16 protein-coding genes and 1 riboswitch are annotated in these 15,028 nt (G+C 46.9%); of the genes, 2 read left to right on the top strand and 14 right to left on the bottom strand.

Annotated features, from left to right (window positions below; all coding sequences use genetic code 11):
• Positions 1 to 105: 105 nt before the first annotated feature.
• The 13 genes from BREVNS_RS06530 to BREVNS_RS06470 form a co-directional block, all read right to left on the bottom strand.
• Positions 106 to 900: a cache domain-containing protein gene (locus BREVNS_RS06530; protein WP_483426217.1), complete on the bottom strand. Its 795-nt coding sequence runs from the start codon at positions 898 to 900 to the stop codon at positions 106 to 108.
• 150 nt (positions 901 to 1,050) lie between these two features.
• Positions 1,051 to 1,257: a hypothetical protein gene (locus tag BREVNS_RS06525; RefSeq protein ID WP_483426216.1), complete on the bottom strand. Its 207-nt coding sequence runs from the start codon at positions 1,255 to 1,257 to the stop codon at positions 1,051 to 1,053.
• Positions 1,258 to 1,441: 184 nt separating this feature from the next.
• Positions 1,442 to 1,882, bottom strand: a complete 441-nt coding sequence (locus tag BREVNS_RS06520) for a helix-turn-helix domain-containing protein (protein ID WP_483426215.1) — start codon at positions 1,880 to 1,882, stop codon at positions 1,442 to 1,444.
• 1,004 nt (positions 1,883 to 2,886) lie between these two features.
• Positions 2,887 to 3,570, bottom strand: coding sequence for a hypothetical protein (locus BREVNS_RS06515; RefSeq protein ID WP_483426214.1), 684 nt, complete (start codon positions 3,568 to 3,570; stop codon positions 2,887 to 2,889).
• A gap of 45 nt (positions 3,571 to 3,615) precedes the next feature.
• The gene (locus BREVNS_RS06510) at positions 3,616 to 4,887 is read right to left on the bottom strand and encodes a hypothetical protein (RefSeq protein WP_483426213.1); all 1,272 of its coding nucleotides are present in this window, start codon (positions 4,885 to 4,887) and stop codon (positions 3,616 to 3,618) included.
• Between the two features lie 124 nt (positions 4,888 to 5,011).
• The gene (locus BREVNS_RS06505; protein ID WP_483426212.1) at positions 5,012 to 5,431 is read right to left on the bottom strand and encodes a glycogen-binding domain-containing protein; all 420 of its coding nucleotides are present in this window, start codon (positions 5,429 to 5,431) and stop codon (positions 5,012 to 5,014) included.
• An 87-nt stretch (positions 5,432 to 5,518) separates the two neighbouring features.
• The gene (cobT, locus tag BREVNS_RS06500; RefSeq protein ID WP_483426211.1) at positions 5,519 to 6,568 is read right to left on the bottom strand and encodes a nicotinate-nucleotide--dimethylbenzimidazole phosphoribosyltransferase; all 1,050 of its coding nucleotides are present in this window, start codon (positions 6,566 to 6,568) and stop codon (positions 5,519 to 5,521) included.
• Between the two features lies 1 nt (position 6,569).
• On the bottom strand, positions 6,570 to 7,361 hold the full coding sequence (gene cbiR / locus BREVNS_RS06495) for a cobamide remodeling phosphodiesterase CbiR (RefSeq protein WP_483426210.1): 792 nt from the start codon (positions 7,359 to 7,361) through the stop codon (positions 6,570 to 6,572).
• Positions 7,358 to 8,092, bottom strand: a complete 735-nt coding sequence (cobS, locus tag BREVNS_RS06490) for an adenosylcobinamide-GDP ribazoletransferase (protein ID WP_483426209.1) — start codon at positions 8,090 to 8,092, stop codon at positions 7,358 to 7,360. Before cobS ends, cbiR begins: the two co-directional genes overlap by 4 nt.
• Complete coding sequence (cobU, locus tag BREVNS_RS06485; protein ID WP_483426208.1) at positions 8,089 to 8,622, bottom strand: bifunctional adenosylcobinamide kinase/adenosylcobinamide-phosphate guanylyltransferase; 534 nt, start codon at positions 8,620 to 8,622, stop codon at positions 8,089 to 8,091. Before cobU ends, cobS begins: the two co-directional genes overlap by 4 nt.
• 3 nt (positions 8,623 to 8,625) lie before the next feature.
• Complete coding sequence (locus tag BREVNS_RS06480; protein WP_483426207.1) at positions 8,626 to 9,411, bottom strand: ABC transporter ATP-binding protein; 786 nt, start codon at positions 9,409 to 9,411, stop codon at positions 8,626 to 8,628.
• The gene (locus BREVNS_RS06475) at positions 9,408 to 10,415 is read right to left on the bottom strand and encodes a FecCD family ABC transporter permease (RefSeq protein ID WP_483426206.1); all 1,008 of its coding nucleotides are present in this window, start codon (positions 10,413 to 10,415) and stop codon (positions 9,408 to 9,410) included. Before BREVNS_RS06475 ends, BREVNS_RS06480 begins: the two co-directional genes overlap by 4 nt.
• Before the next feature lie 7 nt (positions 10,416 to 10,422).
• Positions 10,423 to 11,217 carry an ABC transporter substrate-binding protein gene (locus BREVNS_RS06470; RefSeq protein ID WP_483426205.1) on the bottom strand — a complete coding sequence of 265 codons (795 nt, stop codon included), beginning with the start codon at positions 11,215 to 11,217 and terminating at the stop codon, positions 10,423 to 10,425.
• Positions 11,218 to 11,406: 189 nt separating this feature from the next.
• Positions 11,407 to 11,595: riboswitch (cobalamin riboswitch) on the bottom strand.
• A gap of 85 nt (positions 11,596 to 11,680) precedes the next feature.
• Here BREVNS_RS06470 and BREVNS_RS06465 point away from each other — a divergent pair.
• The gene (locus BREVNS_RS06465; protein WP_483426204.1) at positions 11,681 to 12,109 is read left to right on the top strand and encodes a hypothetical protein; all 429 of its coding nucleotides are present in this window, start codon (positions 11,681 to 11,683) and stop codon (positions 12,107 to 12,109) included.
• A 208-nt stretch (positions 12,110 to 12,317) separates the two neighbouring features.
• On the opposite strand, the gene BREVNS_RS06460 is transcribed toward BREVNS_RS06465, so the two are convergent.
• Positions 12,318 to 13,784, bottom strand: coding sequence for a Do family serine endopeptidase (locus tag BREVNS_RS06460; RefSeq protein ID WP_483426203.1), 1,467 nt, complete (start codon positions 13,782 to 13,784; stop codon positions 12,318 to 12,320).
• 151 nt (positions 13,785 to 13,935) lie between these two features.
• On the opposite strand from BREVNS_RS06460, the gene BREVNS_RS06455 reads away from it, so the two are divergent.
• A complete protein-coding gene (locus tag BREVNS_RS06455) occupies positions 13,936 to 15,027 on the top strand; it encodes a UDP-N-acetylglucosamine--N-acetylmuramyl-(pentapeptide) pyrophosphoryl-undecaprenol N-acetylglucosamine transferase (RefSeq protein WP_483426202.1) in 1,092 nt (363 codons plus the stop codon).
• Position 15,028 lies beyond the last annotated feature (1 nt).

Genomic DNA, 15,028 nt, shown 5'->3' with positions numbered 1-15,028 from the left:
GAGGCTCCAATGAAAAATTCCCTTGCGCAATCCACTGAGCATAAGTAGAAAGAGTAAATAATAACTTCGAAATATATAAACTTATCCCAATACTCACCCCTAAATTCAATAGAAAAAGAAAAAAAACGCAATAAAAGAATTTCGTAAAGCATGCATAATGTTTGTATTTATTAAATTAATATCAACAGCAATCCATACAATCCATCCCAAAGTAGTTCGGTAATAGCTTCCCAATTTTTTTTTACCATCTTTCATCGAGACAAAATAGGCCATGCCTTTTTCTTTTTTCATTGCTTCTTTGTATATGTCTGTGGCCGAAAAATCAGCATTTTCCATCTCCAATTTTTCAAAAAATGGAGTGGAAATCACTCTCCCCTTTCGATCCACCAAAGTAATCCGGATGTTTTCTATAGGAGAATAATTCCATATTATATTTCTTATAGCGTTTACATCGTATTCACAAAAAATATACCCTCTAATATTAGTTTTCGTTGTTATTAAAGGAACTTTAATCGGAATAAAAACTTTTTTTTCTTCTACTACAATATCCCCCACTTGGGGTTCCAAACTATTCCTTTCTCTGAAAAATACCGACAGCTCGTCTATATTTTTCTTGTGAATCTCTGGAGAATAATAAACCAACTTCCCTCTGAAATCAACAATTCCTATACCCAATATATCAGTATTTCGAAACAAAACACTTTTTAATATTTCAAAATTACACCCATTACTTATTCCTGTTTTACTTATCTCTCTCCCCACTTGCCCCAAAAGCTCAATTTTATTCTTAATAAAACTTTCTATCACTCTTCCCAGCGCCACAGTTGCTGGTAAGTTATATTCTTTTATTTTTTCTACTTCGTTTTTCCTAAGCCAAAAGTATTCTTGACCAATTGTCATTAAAAAACTCAACACTCCTGTAAAAAGGAAAACGAAAATAAACAGATACTTGATTCCTATTCTTTTCATACTATAAGTATACCACAAAAATATTTTTTTTCAAGAAAAAGAAAAATTAGTTCTCGCAACTCAATAGAAATGTCGCCTTATTTATCTCAATAGAAATGTCGTCTTTTGGGGAGGTGTGGAGGGGACTCTGTGTCCTGTGGAGCTTATCTCATAGTACTCCAGTTCCACACTCTCCTTGTAAATATGGACAGAACCATCTAACCATGTTTTGATGGTTACCCTGTCCCCCGGTTTCACAGTTATACTTTTTTGTCTTGGAAGCTGAAAATACCTCGTCTTATGTTTCACAACGTAGTCCCTTGATATTTTCCTCTTCACAGAAAAACATACCATATCCTTGAGGTTTTGCCCTTCCAGAAGGGGAACATGATGGTCTTCCTCTGAGAGAGGTGCTTTGTTGTATTTGGCATTGTGCCTCTCCCAGTACTCCTCTACCAGATATCTATTCGCTTCTTCTATCGTCTTTATTCCCTTATGCTTTCTGAATCATTTCCCCAAAAGAAGCCTTTCTCGGCCTTCGTAGACGGTGCTTCGGGGTCTTTTTCCGTCTTTCCCACAATCCCTCTTCACGAAGCCATCTATAGAGCGTCTGAGAGCATATTTTGGCTCCCGTTTCCCTTGTGATCTCTTCCGCCGCTAACACCGCACCCCACCCTTGATAGTTTTTCCTGTAAAGTTCAAGAGCTAATTCCCTGATTTCGTCCTTGTTGTTATTTCCACGGCGTCCTACAAGCCCATGATTTAACCCTTCATCTCCTTTTTCAAGATATTTCTGGTAAATCCTCTGAACCTGTCTTACGCTTAGCCCGAGTTTCTCCGCCCCCTTTCTCTGGGTGATTTTCTTTGTCCTGATCATTTCCATCACCTTCGCTCTCTCCATCGCCTTTCTCGTCATGCGTATCACCTCTTTCATGGTAACCCCTTTCTTCGTGGTTACCCTTATTTTAAAAAGGCGACATTTCTATTGCGATAGAACACGTCATTTTAAATGAGTGTTAACACAATTTGGAAGAGAGTTTTGATCGTGTTGTTTCACAAGAGAGGGGCTATTACCATATTTCAGCAAAACAGCCGTTGGGTCAAACGTTTAACCAATGTAACCTTTGGCTGAAACATGGTAATAGCCATTGGCCCACGTTTGCATGACCTTAGCTGAAACAAGGTGATAGCCGATTGTTGTGTGTTCCCTCCAATGACCTGAGGAGGTCTTGTTAGCTGAAATATGGTTATAGCCAGGGTTCCTCTATCCCCATACACTCCCCTGTTGCTAAAACATCGCCATATCCCCCCGCCCCTGCCTGCGGTGCCTTCTGACAGAAGCCCCCCTGGGAACATATGCCCCGCGGGCTGGTGGGAGAAAGCCCCATTCTCCTACCGGTGTCCGAGCCACAGGAGGTGGCGAGGAAGACCGGGGTCAGACATGGAGGACTGTCCCCGGTCGGCTACAGAAGAGAGGGGGCTACAGGTTTTTCTTCCAGCCCGCCAAGGGGGATGAAGGTCGTTGGCTACAAAAACCGCCGCAGGGACGGGGGCGGGGTTTTCAAAAGGGGCGAAAGCCCCTTTTGTCCCGCGCGGAAGCGCTTCTTCCGAAGTCAGGAGGACGAGTTGATGTCGTCCACGGAGGAAGGACTTCCCCGGAAAGAGAAGAGGTCTTTCTACTTACCCGCAAAAGCGGCCTATTGTCCGTTCGAGACGCATGCGTAGCATGCGACGAGGACAACGCCCCTTTTGCCCCGCGCAGGAGCGCTTCATGAAAGAAGAAAGATGAGTAAAAAAATAGCCCAACACTGAAAGAGAAGAGATGGTCGAAGAAGTATTCAGTTTTTGTGCGAAAATATCCATTCTGTATGAATGTAGAACGACATAGAACACCCTCAAAACAAAAAAGCCACCCCGAAGGGTGGCTTTTTTCCAACGTTATTCGCCCTGAGCAACCTGATCCTCGTACTGGCTGATACTCTCCAGCACCTTCTGAGCCTTGTTCTGAAGATCCTTATTCACAGGCTTGGGCTGTTTTTCCCAGGCGTCTTTGCGAGCCTTTTCGAAGAGAGCATAAGGCATCGCATACTGCTTGTAGTAGATGTAGTAGGTCTTGGACTCACCACCCTGCACTTCCTGAACATACTCCCAGTAATCAGCCACATTCATGGCACCGGAGATGTTCACATTCTTGGACACAGCAGCAATGGTCTCTTCAAAGTAGGTCTCAAGAGCCTTGTCTGAATCAGGATCAAGCATACCAGCACGAGCCAAAGCAAACTCACGGGTAGCTACCTGCTTGATAGCCTCAGTGAGCTTGGCAATCTTCTCAGCCTCAGCAAGCCGGGCGGCATTGTCCTTGCGAACAGCCTGAGCTGAAACCGTGAGATAAATTGTCTTTACTCCCTCTTCATCCTTGCCAATATACCAGCGCTTGTTCACCCACTTTGGCTTTGGTTCTTCGCTTGCCTGAATGGTGTAGATTTTGATCCTCAGGGCCTCGGCATCAGGAGAAACCTGCTGAGGCTGCTGGGGAGCTGGCTGTGGCTTTTTACCACCACAACTTACCACCATAAGCCCTGCCATAGCCACCATCACAAGGAACCACATCGATCTTTTCATAAGATCCTCCTTTTGTGTATTTTCCCTTTTTATCTTTTCCATGCGTTATTGCATGGTAAATATCAGTTCGTTTCCACGCAAGGTAGAGAGATCCAGCGACTCAAACCCCGGTTTTGTGGTCACCCCATCAAAGATGATCTCCATCAGTTCATTGGGGTTCCCCTGAAACTGGACCTCATATTCAGCGGTTCTGTCGTTTTTGGAGTAAAGCGTCTGTTTCACATTTTTTACCCTCTCAAGCTTCGATACTGTCGAAGCAAAGGTCGTTGCATCACGAGCAGAACCCACCTCAATCAGTCTCACCGTATAAAATCTACCACCATTTACGTATTTTTTCAAGTTAGTAATGAGTTCCGCTGTCACTTTTTTTACGCTATCCCGCATACTGGCACTGATAGAAGCCTCAAGGGAAACCGAATCATACTCCTGCCCACCCTTCTGGATACTGGCTATCACCCGCCCACCGGTACGAACATAGAGCTTGAGATCAAGGATCACATGAGCGGTTGTTCCATTTCTATAGGTCACCGTGGGTGTCACCTCCCCATAGAGTTCAGCATAGACCTGCTGGGCAAGAAGAAGACCCAAACCCACATTTCCTCGAGCCTCCTCCTGCAAAAGATTCTTTTCCTGAGCTATTTTTTCTGCTGATTCAAGATCAAAAATCTGGATACCCTGTTGGAGAAGTTCCTGATTGAGGAGTTGCACTGCCCGACGGGCATAACGTTCGGCATCAGCATCAGCACTCTGTTTGAGCGCCGAAGAATTGTAGTAGATGAGAATACTGAGACCAGAAATATCCACAGAGGAGAGATCTACCTCTGGCTGACTCTTCGGAGTTTCGGCCGTAGGAGTAGCCGGAGAAGAGGCCACGACTGGTTTCGAGGCCCCGCCTAAAAATCCAGCCGCTTCAAGATCATCTCGAAGTTTTTTTGTGGCAATCGTGGCTTTGAGCGAAAGGAGAAGATCTCCGTTCTCATCTCTTTTTGTAGAAGTCCACTCCTTCTGAAGGATATAAGAGGCAAACTGGGCTTCGGTATTCAAAAACTGCCCATCAACTTTGTCTTTTTGAGTCGTATAAGATTTTTCCCCCATAATAGATATGATCGCCTTTCGCATCACATCCTGATAGGCCATCCGCCGACTGGCCGCAAATTCAGAGGCCTTCCCCACTCCTTCAAAAGTCATCTTCTCAGGAAAACTCTGCACAGGGGCTTGAGGTGTCGAAGGCATCTCAACTTTAGCTTCAGGTGGACGAGGAGAAGCACAGGAAAAAACCAAAAAAACTATACCCAACATCCCAACCCATGGTTTCATACACCACTCCTTCTTTTTTTTCCAGAAATATACTACACCCAAAAAGTATTTTTTTCAAGAAAAATCCCCTCAAGATACAAAAAAACGGGCTGCTTTTGCAGCCCGTTTTTTCTCTCAACAACGCTTATTCAACATCAATATAAGCGTTCTTTCCACCGAAGCCATCATCCATGAAACCAGTAGGCTTTGGTTCCATCTGGTCAACAACCTCGGACTGATCCTGGAAGATCCACTGGCCATCAGCAGTGTACTTGTAAATATAGCGACCAGGAGCAAATTCTACAGTGATAGCCCAGGAACCATCTGCCTGCTTCTCCATAGCATAGTTGGGATCAGAAGGATTCCACCCATTGAAATCACCAACCAAGTTCATCACCCCATACTCTTCACCAGGAAGGGGCTTGTAGGAGAAGGTGATCTTCCCTGCCTTCACCTTGCCACCAGTACCTGCAGCCTTCGTCGTGCTACTTCCACCACCTTCGCCACAGGCAACCAGTGAAGCAGCCAAAAGCACTGCCAGAACAGCCAGAACAGTCTTCTTCATAGACCTTACCTCCATTTTATGGATTTGTTTCTTATATGATAGCATATTTTTGAAAAAAATCAAGTGTTTTGAAGAAAATTTTTTTCTCTATCCCTTTCCCTCTTCACGGCTTTTTGAGACGCCAGCCTGTTCAAAAGACGCCATTTCCCGAAGAAGGCTTGCCGCTGCCCGCAAGATAGGTACAGAGAGAACCGCCCCTGTTCCCTCCCCCAATCTCATGCCCAAGGAAAGGATTGGCTTCATTCCCAATTTTTCTACCACAAGGCGGTGTCCCTTTTCCTCGGAGAGATGCCCCAAAAAGGCATACTCTTTCACCGGAGGAAACATAGCGGAGGCTATAGCAAAAGCCGCCGTGGAAATAAAACCATCCACGACAAAAGCCTTGCCAAGAGAAGCAGCCCCAACATAAAACCCCACCATACCGGCTATCTCAAGCCCTCCAAAGGCCTCTAAAAGAGAAAGGGGGTCATTCCTTTCCCATTTCCTTCGCCGAAAAACCTCTTTCAAAACCTTTCGTTTGTGTTCGAGCCTTTCCCCTTCCATGCCGGTGCCTTTTCCCACCATCTCATCCAGAGGGATATCAAACAAAGCCGATAACACAAGCGAAGCACTACTGGTATTCCCAATACCCATCTCGCCCGCAATCAGAAGATCCTTTTCCTTTCCATAGCGAAGAGCCACTTCTTTTCCCTCTTCTATAGCCTCTTCCACTTCCGTTCGTGTTAGAGCGTTCTCATGCAGAGCGTTTCGAGTAGCTTCCCTCACCTTGAGAGAGAGAAGCGCGGGATGGGGTGAAAATACCCCCTTCACCCCCAGGTCGGCCACTAAAAGTTCTGCCCCCACCTGACGGGCAAGGACATTGACGGCCGCTCCCCCCCGAAGAAAATTCAAAACCATCTGGTAGGTAACCTCCTGAGGATAGAGCGAAACACCCTCTTCGGCAATTCCATGATCACCAGCAAACACCACCACAAGCACCTTTTCTACGGAGGGCTTAAGAGAACGCTGAATGACCACCAGACGGCAGGCTATCTCTTCCAAAAAACCTAAGGAACCAAGAGGTTTTGTCTTGTTGTCCATGGCTTGTTTGGCACGAGAAAACCACTCATCTCTTTCATAAACCAACATTTCTTCCATTCTATGCCTCCTCTTCCATACTTTTCAGAATAAGCAAAGAAGAAACAAGATCCGCAAGAGAGAATACTTCGATAATGGCTGGTGTAGCCCCTACCAGAGAAAATACCCCCTGGAGCCTTGTTTCATCCATCACGGCAAGCGATTGATGATCCTTCTCTCCCTTCACCCCATGAAGATGAAAGAGCCGTATTTTCTTCCCAAAACTTTCCACAAATATTCTCTCATCTTTTCCTAAAAGCCACCAGTGGCCAACATCAAAACACACCCCAAAAGGAGAAGAGGCTATCTCCTCCGCAAAAAAGGTCAAATCATAATGCGTATTCTCAAAAAGAAGGGGATACTCTCCAAGCGAAGCGAGCTTCTTCATAAGTCTCCCAAAGGCTTCTTTGTCTCGCAGGCAAGGAGTATATTTCTCCGCCTTCCGTCCATCACTCTTTTCTAAATGAAGAACATACCCCAAAGGCTGAAGGGACTGAAGACACCCAAGAAGTTTTTCTAGTTCGCTCACATGCCTCTCATTCATCTCAGGCCAGAGATGAAAATCTAGAGGCAGATGCACCACAAAATCAAGCCCATATTCCTGCCTCATCCTGTCCAAAGAACTCACCCAGGCCTCTTCCTGCCATATCTCCAAATAGTCACGCCCCAAAAGAAGAAGCTGAATAATCCTGATATGAGGAGCTAAAAGCTCTATATTCCTTTCATAACTCTCCCTTGCTGTTTCTCCCACAGGGAAAATATACGACGTCGTCCCCATCCTTCTTCCCGGCAAAAGCCTTTCCACGGTTTTCATACCCAGTCCATCCATACACAAAGGGAGAGAATCTCCACTAACTCCGCTGTTGCCCCTATCACATCCCCCGTAATCCCTCCAATTTTCCTGTAGGAAAGCCTTCGCATCCCCCACGTTCCCAAAAAAGAAACCACGAGAGAAAACAAGGGCCTGACACTCCTCAATCCCCATGTGAAACCAAGGGCTATCAGAAGCACCTGAAGCCCCACTCCCCAAAAAGCCCACGACGGCACCTGTCCTACGAGAAACGCCGCCGTTCCCTTTTCCCGTGGATAGGACGCCCTGTAGGCTATCCATACCATGGCCGACCGGGAAAGCACCCACGAAAATCCTATCCCAAGGAGATGGGAGAGAACGAGAGGATAAACACTATACCGAAGAAGAAGAAGAAGTATCCCCAAAGAAAGACCAAATACCCCAACCCGACTATCCTTCATGATCTCAAGACGCTTCTGTCGAGAAGCGAGAGCCAAAAACCCATCCCAGGTATCACACCAGCCGTCAAAATGGAGAAAACCATTCACAAAGAGGGGTAGAGCCATCATCCCCCACACTATGACCATGGAGGAAAGTTTCACAAGATCGCCAAGAACCACCCACCCCACCACAAGCCCTCCATACAAAGCCCCCACAAGCGGGAAAAACACCACCAACCTCCCCACCGGTGGTATCTCTTTCACCCTCAAGGGAAGGATGGTCAAAAGAGAAAGTGCCGCCAGAAAAGCCTTCACTTCAACCTCCAGGCAATCCCACTCACGAGAAAATACACCTCCTCAGCCACAGAAGCCACATACTGATTGTACCTTCCAAGTACATCACTATACCGCCTGGAGAGAGGATCCGCCGGCACTACCCCGAGTCCTATCTCATTCGTTACCACCACAAGCGTGTGATGCTTTGTATGCACACACGACACAAGAGCGTGTAATTCCTCTTCACCCTCTCTCTCATCCTCCTCTGAAAAGTCCCACCCCTTCGCATGGAAACGATTCGAAAGCCACATGGTAAGACACTCCCAGAGAATAACCTGTGATGGTTCCAGAGAGACTATCACTTTTTTTACCTCAAGCGGTTCCTCTATCGTCTTGAATCGTTTACCCCGTTGTTGTTTATGATATTCAATCCGTTTCAAAAACTCCTCATCCACCGCCACGCCCGACGCAAGATAGAGAGGATTTTCCGACAAACGCAAGGCATACCTCTCCGCAAACTGACTCTTCCCTGATCTTCTCCCTCCTGTGACAAGAACAATTTTGCCCATACGTTACCCCTTCAAAAGACGTCCGGGCACTAAATACGCATGGGGTCTTCTGTCCACAGGAGAAGGATACACCACCACAGGCACTCCAAAGACCCGTTCAATCCTCTCATAGGTAAGTGCTACCTCCGGCACATCCACCACCTCTACCCATCCCTCACACAGCATCATCACCCGATCACAGTACAACCCGGCTAAATTGATATCATGCAACACAATGATAACCGTCAATTTCTCCTTGATAGTTTCAAGCCAGTCCAAAATCCGCACCTGATGACGGATATCTAAATGAGCCGTGGGTTCATCCATGAGAAGAATTTCCGGCTCCTGAATAAGAGCACGCACAATCTGCACCATCTGAAACTCTCCACCGCTGAGTTCCGAAAGCCTTCTCCCAAGGAAGCCCTCTATCCCAAACTCCTCGGCCCGTCTGAGAATATGCCTTTTTTCCTCCACAGAAATCCCAAACTCCCACACCTCATGATAGGGATAACGCCCCATCGACAAATACGAAAAAACGTCCATCGCTGGCCTGGAAGGGGATTGACTCACCACAGCCATGGTTTTTGCCATCCTGCGTCGAGAAAACGTAGAGAGTTTCTCCCCCCGATAGAAAATCTCTCCCCTGTATCCCATCGCCCCGGCTAATGTCCGCATCAAGGTAGATTTCCCACTCCCATTTGGTCCAATAATTCCAAAGATCTCCTTCTCCCTTACCTCAAAAGAAATCTCATGCAAAACAGTCCTCTTCCCATAACCTGCAGAAAGCCTCTCCACCACCAAAAGACTCATCCCCTTTTCTCCTGAAAAAGCATCCACAGGAAAAGAAGCCCCCCTAAAATGCCTGTAATCACCCCTACAGGAAGTTCCAGAGGAGCAATCACCACCCGAGCAAGAAAATCACAGAGTGCCAGAAATCCTCCTCCACCTAAAAAAAACAACGGCACAAGGAGTCTATGTTTCAAAGGCAAGAGGCGTTTATACACATTTGGCACAAGGAGTCCCACAAAGCCAATCAGCCCGGCACTGGCAATACTCATAGCTGTGAGCACTACCGCCACAAGAAAGAAAAGCTTTTTCATCCTGTGGACAGGCACACCTAAAAACAAGGCCTCTTCTTCTCCTAAAAGAAAGGCATCCATCTCCCGAGAAAAAAGCCATACTATCCCCACTCCCCCGGCCACCACAAGCCAGACAAAGGCAGGATTGACCATCCCCCCTTGTTCAAGAGAACCCATGGTCCAGAAGACTATGTGATGGAGATCCGCCGCTCTCGCCAACGCCAAAAAAAGCATCACAAGCCCGGAAGAAAGAAACGAGAGCATAAGCCCAAAGAGAAGCATATCAGACAAAAGAATGGTGGAGCCTGAAAAGATACGCCTCCTGCTGAGTCCATACAAAATACCCATAAAACCAAGCCCACCTGCCAAACTCCACCAGAAAAGCCCACCCTGATACCCTATCATTTTTCCAAAAACAAGCCCAAGACATACCCCAAGGGTGGCTCCGCCCGATATGCCAAGCGTATAGGGTTCAACAAGGGGATTGGCAAAGAGAGACTGCAAAATCCCTCCAGCCACAGAGAGAGCCCCTCCCACGGCAAGCCCCAATATCCAGCGGGGAAACCTGATTTTCCACACGATATCACGGGAAAGCCCCTCCCCCCTCCCTACAAGAATTGTCACCACTTCCCGGGGTGAGATCGCGCTTGGCCCCCACCCTAAAGAGAGGACACTCCCTGTTATCAGAATAGCCATCGTCAACACAAAAACCCAGAGAGAACGTTTCCAGGACACATCCATATTACTTAGTCATCGAGACAATCTGTTTCAAAATAGCCACAAAGGTTGCCGGTGTCGGGCTGGTTGCCATGGTGGTATCAATGAGATGCACATGCCCCCGTTTTACCGCACTGAGAGAAGGATAGTTTTTCCACACAGCCATAGCCTCTTTTGCCTCACTATCCATGAGAGCGATGAGAATCACCTCTGGATCAGAGGCTACCACCTGTTCAAGGCTTATCTGACCATATCCTACATTGGTGGCAATATTGATCGCATTCGCATACTTGAGATAATCCTGCATAAAGGACTGATCAGGTAAAGTCCACAGAGGATTGATCCCAATCTGAAAAAATACCCGCCGACGGGGTCCCTTGGCTGTCTGAGCTGCTATCTTCTCCACCTCTTTTTTGAGAACCTCCACCCTGTGAGTAGCCTCCTTTTCTTTTCCAAGGAGTCTCCCTATTTCCACATACTCCCGACAGATCCCTTCAAAATTCGCAGGCTGGGTAAAAATCACCACCTTGAAACCAAGCTGCCTCAGTCTCTCTATACGTTTGGGATCATTCAAATCCGTTCCTAAAATAAGATCTGGTTTAAGAGAGGCAATAGCCTCCACGTTGATTTCAATCACATTGCCTACCTTCTGAATCTTCTGAGCGGCCGAGGGCCTGGTACAATAAATGGTATTTCCCACAATATCCTGCCCATGTCCGAGTTCAAACACCTGTTCGGTAAGCCTTGGTCCCAGCGTGACAATCCGAAGTCCATACCCATAGACCACCATCAACAAACCAAGAAGGATCCATTTTCGCATATCCTTTCCTCCATCTCTTGTGTTTTCTCTCAAAAAGAAAAAAGCATGCCTTTCTCCCCCAAAAACTTGGAGAAAAACATAGCCCTTCCGTAGCCCAAAAGCCGCGGAAGAATTCTCTTTCACAAACCTCTCGTCTCTTTCACCTTTCACCAGAAAAGCATACAAGACGCACCCTTTCCCTCTTCCGGAGAAAAAGTGCCTCACGAGGCAGGTCTTCTGGCTCCCGGATCAACCTACTCTCCCGGCCTTCCCAGTTTCCCAGTGGCATCCATGGGATTTCGTCCCCGGTTACAGCGGCGGGACCGCGACGGACTTTCACCGTTCTTCCCTTAGCCTTGGCAATTCATTATAAGAAAAACTTCTCAGAATGTCAAACAAGGTTCCTCGTGATGCCCTCCCATCCCCGTTTCAATTTGCATTTTCTCCAAAAGTATGATATACTAAGGAAAGAAGGAGGCAATATATGAAAAAGTATGTGTTTTGGGTTGTCATTGCATCCCTTTTAGTAGGTTGTGCCCCCAAGAAAAAAGAGGTTCAAGAAGAGAATGGAGAAGCTAACCCTACCGCATCCGTCCAGATACCTGATTTCATCAAGATTCGACCAGGGGACAAGATAGTTCTCAATTCTCCACAAGTGTTCTGGGAGGTTACCATTCTTCTCAACTATGAACAGAAGAAATGGCTTGCCGAAAATACCAACACCAACGAAAACATCTCCGATGAAGAAGCCTACCTTTATCTTCAAAACAAGCGAGAGGAATTTTTCCAGAGTCTTGGCATAAGCGAAGACATCTATAACCAGTATAGTTTTGACCATTACCAGAAGATACAGGAATTTCTCGAAAAGAATCCCCAGTACAAAGAAGCCTACGAAGCCTCGCAAAACCTGTAACCCTGCGAACCTTCCCGCTTTTCGTTCAGGAAAAAGGTCTCAAAAAGAGGAAATTCGCAAGAAAAAAAAAAGGCCATCCTCAGAGAGGGATGGCCCTTCTTTTTTTATACAACCCCCTGGCGGAGGTGAACCAGGGGGGAGGAAGGAGGGCACGCCCCGGGCGTAGCCCGGGGACGTGTAAGGAGGTTTTATAGAAAGGGTAGGGGGTTTATCTCTCTATCCCACGATAATACACATAGCCTCGCGAAGCTATCACGAACAAGTAGGTATTCTCCTTGCCATATTTTTTCACAAACTCACGAAGATCGGCAAGGTTTTTGATGGGCTGATGGTTAATAGCCATCACCACATCCCCAGGGTTCATAATCTGGGCAAGGGGACTGTCATTCTTCATATCCTGGAGGATAACCCCATACTCTGCTCCATTGGCGTCTAACTGGGATTTCGAAGCCTCAACAAAAGTCCCGCCCAAAAACTCGACATTTCCTGAAGCAGCCGGCTCCTCTGAAGGAGAGGTCTGCATAGAAGCGGTAGTTGGCCTTTTAGCCAAAGTTACACGAACCGTCTCCTTTTTGCCATCTCGAAGAATCTCAAGGGTAATGGTAGAACCGGGCATCTGACTTCCTACCATAAGCTGTACCTCATCAGGAGAAGAAACGGTTTTCCCATTCACCTTGAGGATAATATCACGGGGCCTGAGACCAGCTCTGTCTGCCGGTGTGCCGGCCTCTACCCGGGCGATAAGCACTCCATTTTCGATCTTCAAAAGCCTCTTTGTAGTATCATCCATCTCCCCAAGCACCACACCCATATAGCCTCTTTCCACAGAACCTTTGGTGAGAATTTGACTCGCCGAGGCTATTGCCGTATTGATAGGAATGGCAAAACTGATACCCTCGTAGGCCCCTGTTTGAGAACGAATAGCCGTATTGATCCCGATCACCTGGCCACGAATATTGATGAGAGGCCCACCAGAATTTCCAGGGTTCACCGCGGTATCTGTCTGAATAAACCGCTGAAATCCCGTCATTCCCTGACGACCAACAGCACTCACAATACCAAGGGTGTAGGTGCCAGACAATCCAAAGGGATTGCCAATGGCAATGGCAAAATCTCCCACCTGAACGGTATCAGAATCGCCAATAGCCACTACCGGCAAATTCTTTGCATTGATTTTGAGGATAGCAAAATCAAGCTCCTCATCATACCCCACCACCTTGGCCTCAAACTGCCGATTATCAGAAAGCACCACCACAATCTTGGTAGCATCTTTCACCACATGATAATTACTGAAGATGTATCCATCCTTGCTTACAATAAAACCAGACCCAGCCCCCTGAAGCTTCCGTCGGAACTCCCTTGGCTGCTCCCCAAAAAACCGACGGAAAAAGGGATCGTTAAAAAACTCGGCATAGGGATTGGGAATCACCTGCTCTCCCTCTACGGTGATACTCACCACAGCAGGCATCACACTTTTGGCAATATTTCGAAGCACATCCTGAAGGGCAAGCACATTGGGAAGATTGGGTGTATTTTCCACTGTCTCATTCTTGTTCTGATAGGTGATATTCTGGGAGAAAAGATGGCTACAGGAAAATCCCAAAAGAAACACGACCACAAGCGCTGAAAGGATCCATGGCCACCTGTAGGAAGAGATCTTCATCTTCTCTCTCATATGTGCCTCCGTTTTAGTGTTCTATTTAACTAATACACCTATAGTATACACATTTTTTTCTCATCTGTCAAGTGTTTTGGAAAATTTTTTTTGCTTTTTTCTTCTCTTTTCCTTACCATAACCTCAACAAACAGAAAAAGGAGAGGGTTTCGTGCGCATTGTCATCAGCGGGGGCAAAACAGGTGGGCATCTTGTTCCAGGCATTGCCCTTTATGAGAAGGCAAAATCGCAAGGGCATGAGGTGGCTTACTTCCTTGGCCCTCAGGACGATCGTTTTGCCATCACCTCCCGCATTGCTCCTGAAGAGAGATACGTCGTTCCCATAGGTTCGATCTCCAGAAAACTCTCCTACAAAACCCCCCTCTGGATAGCCAAAATCCTGTGGGCTTTTTTTATCACCATCAAAAAAGTACACAGGTTTCACCCCGATGTGGTTATCATTACCGGAGGATATATCTCCAATCCGGTGGCTCTCTCTGCTCTTTTTTTAGGAATCCCTCTCTATATTCTTGAACAAAATACCGTCGCCGGGATAACCAATCGTCTCTTTGCCCGCTTTGCCAAAAAAATCTTCACCTCATTTCCAGAGACAGAAAAGATTCCCCCTCACAAGGCTCTTTTCACAGGCAATCCCACCATTTTTGCCACTCCTCTCCCGCGCCAAGAGGCAAGAGCATTCTTTTCCCTTCCAGAAAAAGGCCTCTGCTTGGGGGTAATAGGCGGAAGTCAGGGAGCCTATAAACTCAATGAAGCATTATGGTCTCTTCTTCCCTTTCTCAAAGAGAAGGAAATAGCCCTTCTCTGGAGTACGGGCAAAAACACCTACACCGTGATGGAACAGGACGGAAGACTTGAAGAGATAACCAAAACCTACCCACACGTGAGGGTGTTCCCCTTCATTGAACGAATGGACGCCTTCTGGGGGGCCTGTGATGGGATAATTGCGAGAAGTGGGGCTACCACGGTAGCTGAGGTCATTTCCGCCGCTTGCCCTGCCCTTTTTATCCCCATCTACAAATCCCCCGACGACCACCAGAAGAAAAACGCCCTTGCCCTTGTGAAAGAAGGATGTGCCGATATCCTCGAGGAACCGAGACTCCAGGATCTTCTCCCTCAGGTACAGGAGTTTCTTTCTTCCCTTGACGAGAAGCGAATGGCTCTTCAGAAACTTCGCGACAGGTGGCAGCAAAAACCAGAAGAAAGGATCCTCAAAATTATAGAAAAAGAGGCCAAAGGGAGGTAGC

The organism is Longinema margulisiae (assembly GCF_025266855.1).
Taxonomy (GTDB): Bacteria; Spirochaetota; Brevinematia; order Brevinematales; family Thermospiraceae; genus Thermospira.
The sequence above is the reverse complement of the archived record's forward strand: the minus strand, read 5'-3'. Positions and strand labels throughout refer to the sequence as shown.

Coding starts and splice junctions, on each gene's coding strand:
- BREVNS_RS06515 (WP_483426214.1), bottom strand. CDS start 3,570: ATGAAAAGATCGATGTGGTTCCTTGTGATGGTGGCTATGGCAGGGCTT.
- BREVNS_RS06465 (WP_483426204.1), top strand. CDS start 11,681: ATGAAAAAGTATGTGTTTTGGGTTGTCATTGCATCCCTTTTAGTAGGT.
- BREVNS_RS06460 (WP_483426203.1), bottom strand. CDS start 13,784: ATGAGAGAGAAGATGAAGATCTCTTCCTACAGGTGGCCATGGATCCTT.
- BREVNS_RS06470 (WP_483426205.1), bottom strand. CDS start 11,217: ATGCGAAAATGGATCCTTCTTGGTTTGTTGATGGTGGTCTATGGGTAT.
- BREVNS_RS06505 (WP_483426212.1), bottom strand. CDS start 5,431: ATGAAGAAGACTGTTCTGGCTGTTCTGGCAGTGCTTTTGGCTGCTTCA.
- cbiR (WP_483426210.1), bottom strand. CDS start 7,361: ATGAAAACCGTGGAAAGGCTTTTGCCGGGAAGAAGGATGGGGACGACG.
- BREVNS_RS06480 (WP_483426207.1), bottom strand. CDS start 9,411: ATGAGTCTTTTGGTGGTGGAGAGGCTTTCTGCAGGTTATGGGAAGAGG.
- BREVNS_RS06530 (WP_483426217.1), bottom strand. CDS start 900: ATGACAATTGGTCAAGAATACTTTTGGCTTAGGAAAAACGAAGTAGAA.
- cobU (WP_483426208.1), bottom strand. CDS start 8,622: ATGGGCAAAATTGTTCTTGTCACAGGAGGGAGAAGATCAGGGAAGAGT.
- BREVNS_RS06510 (WP_483426213.1), bottom strand. CDS start 4,887: ATGAAACCATGGGTTGGGATGTTGGGTATAGTTTTTTTGGTTTTTTCC.
- cobT (WP_483426211.1), bottom strand. CDS start 6,568: ATGGAAGAAATGTTGGTTTATGAAAGAGATGAGTGGTTTTCTCGTGCC.
- BREVNS_RS06520 (WP_483426215.1), bottom strand. CDS start 1,882: ATGAAAGAGGTGATACGCATGACGAGAAAGGCGATGGAGAGAGCGAAG.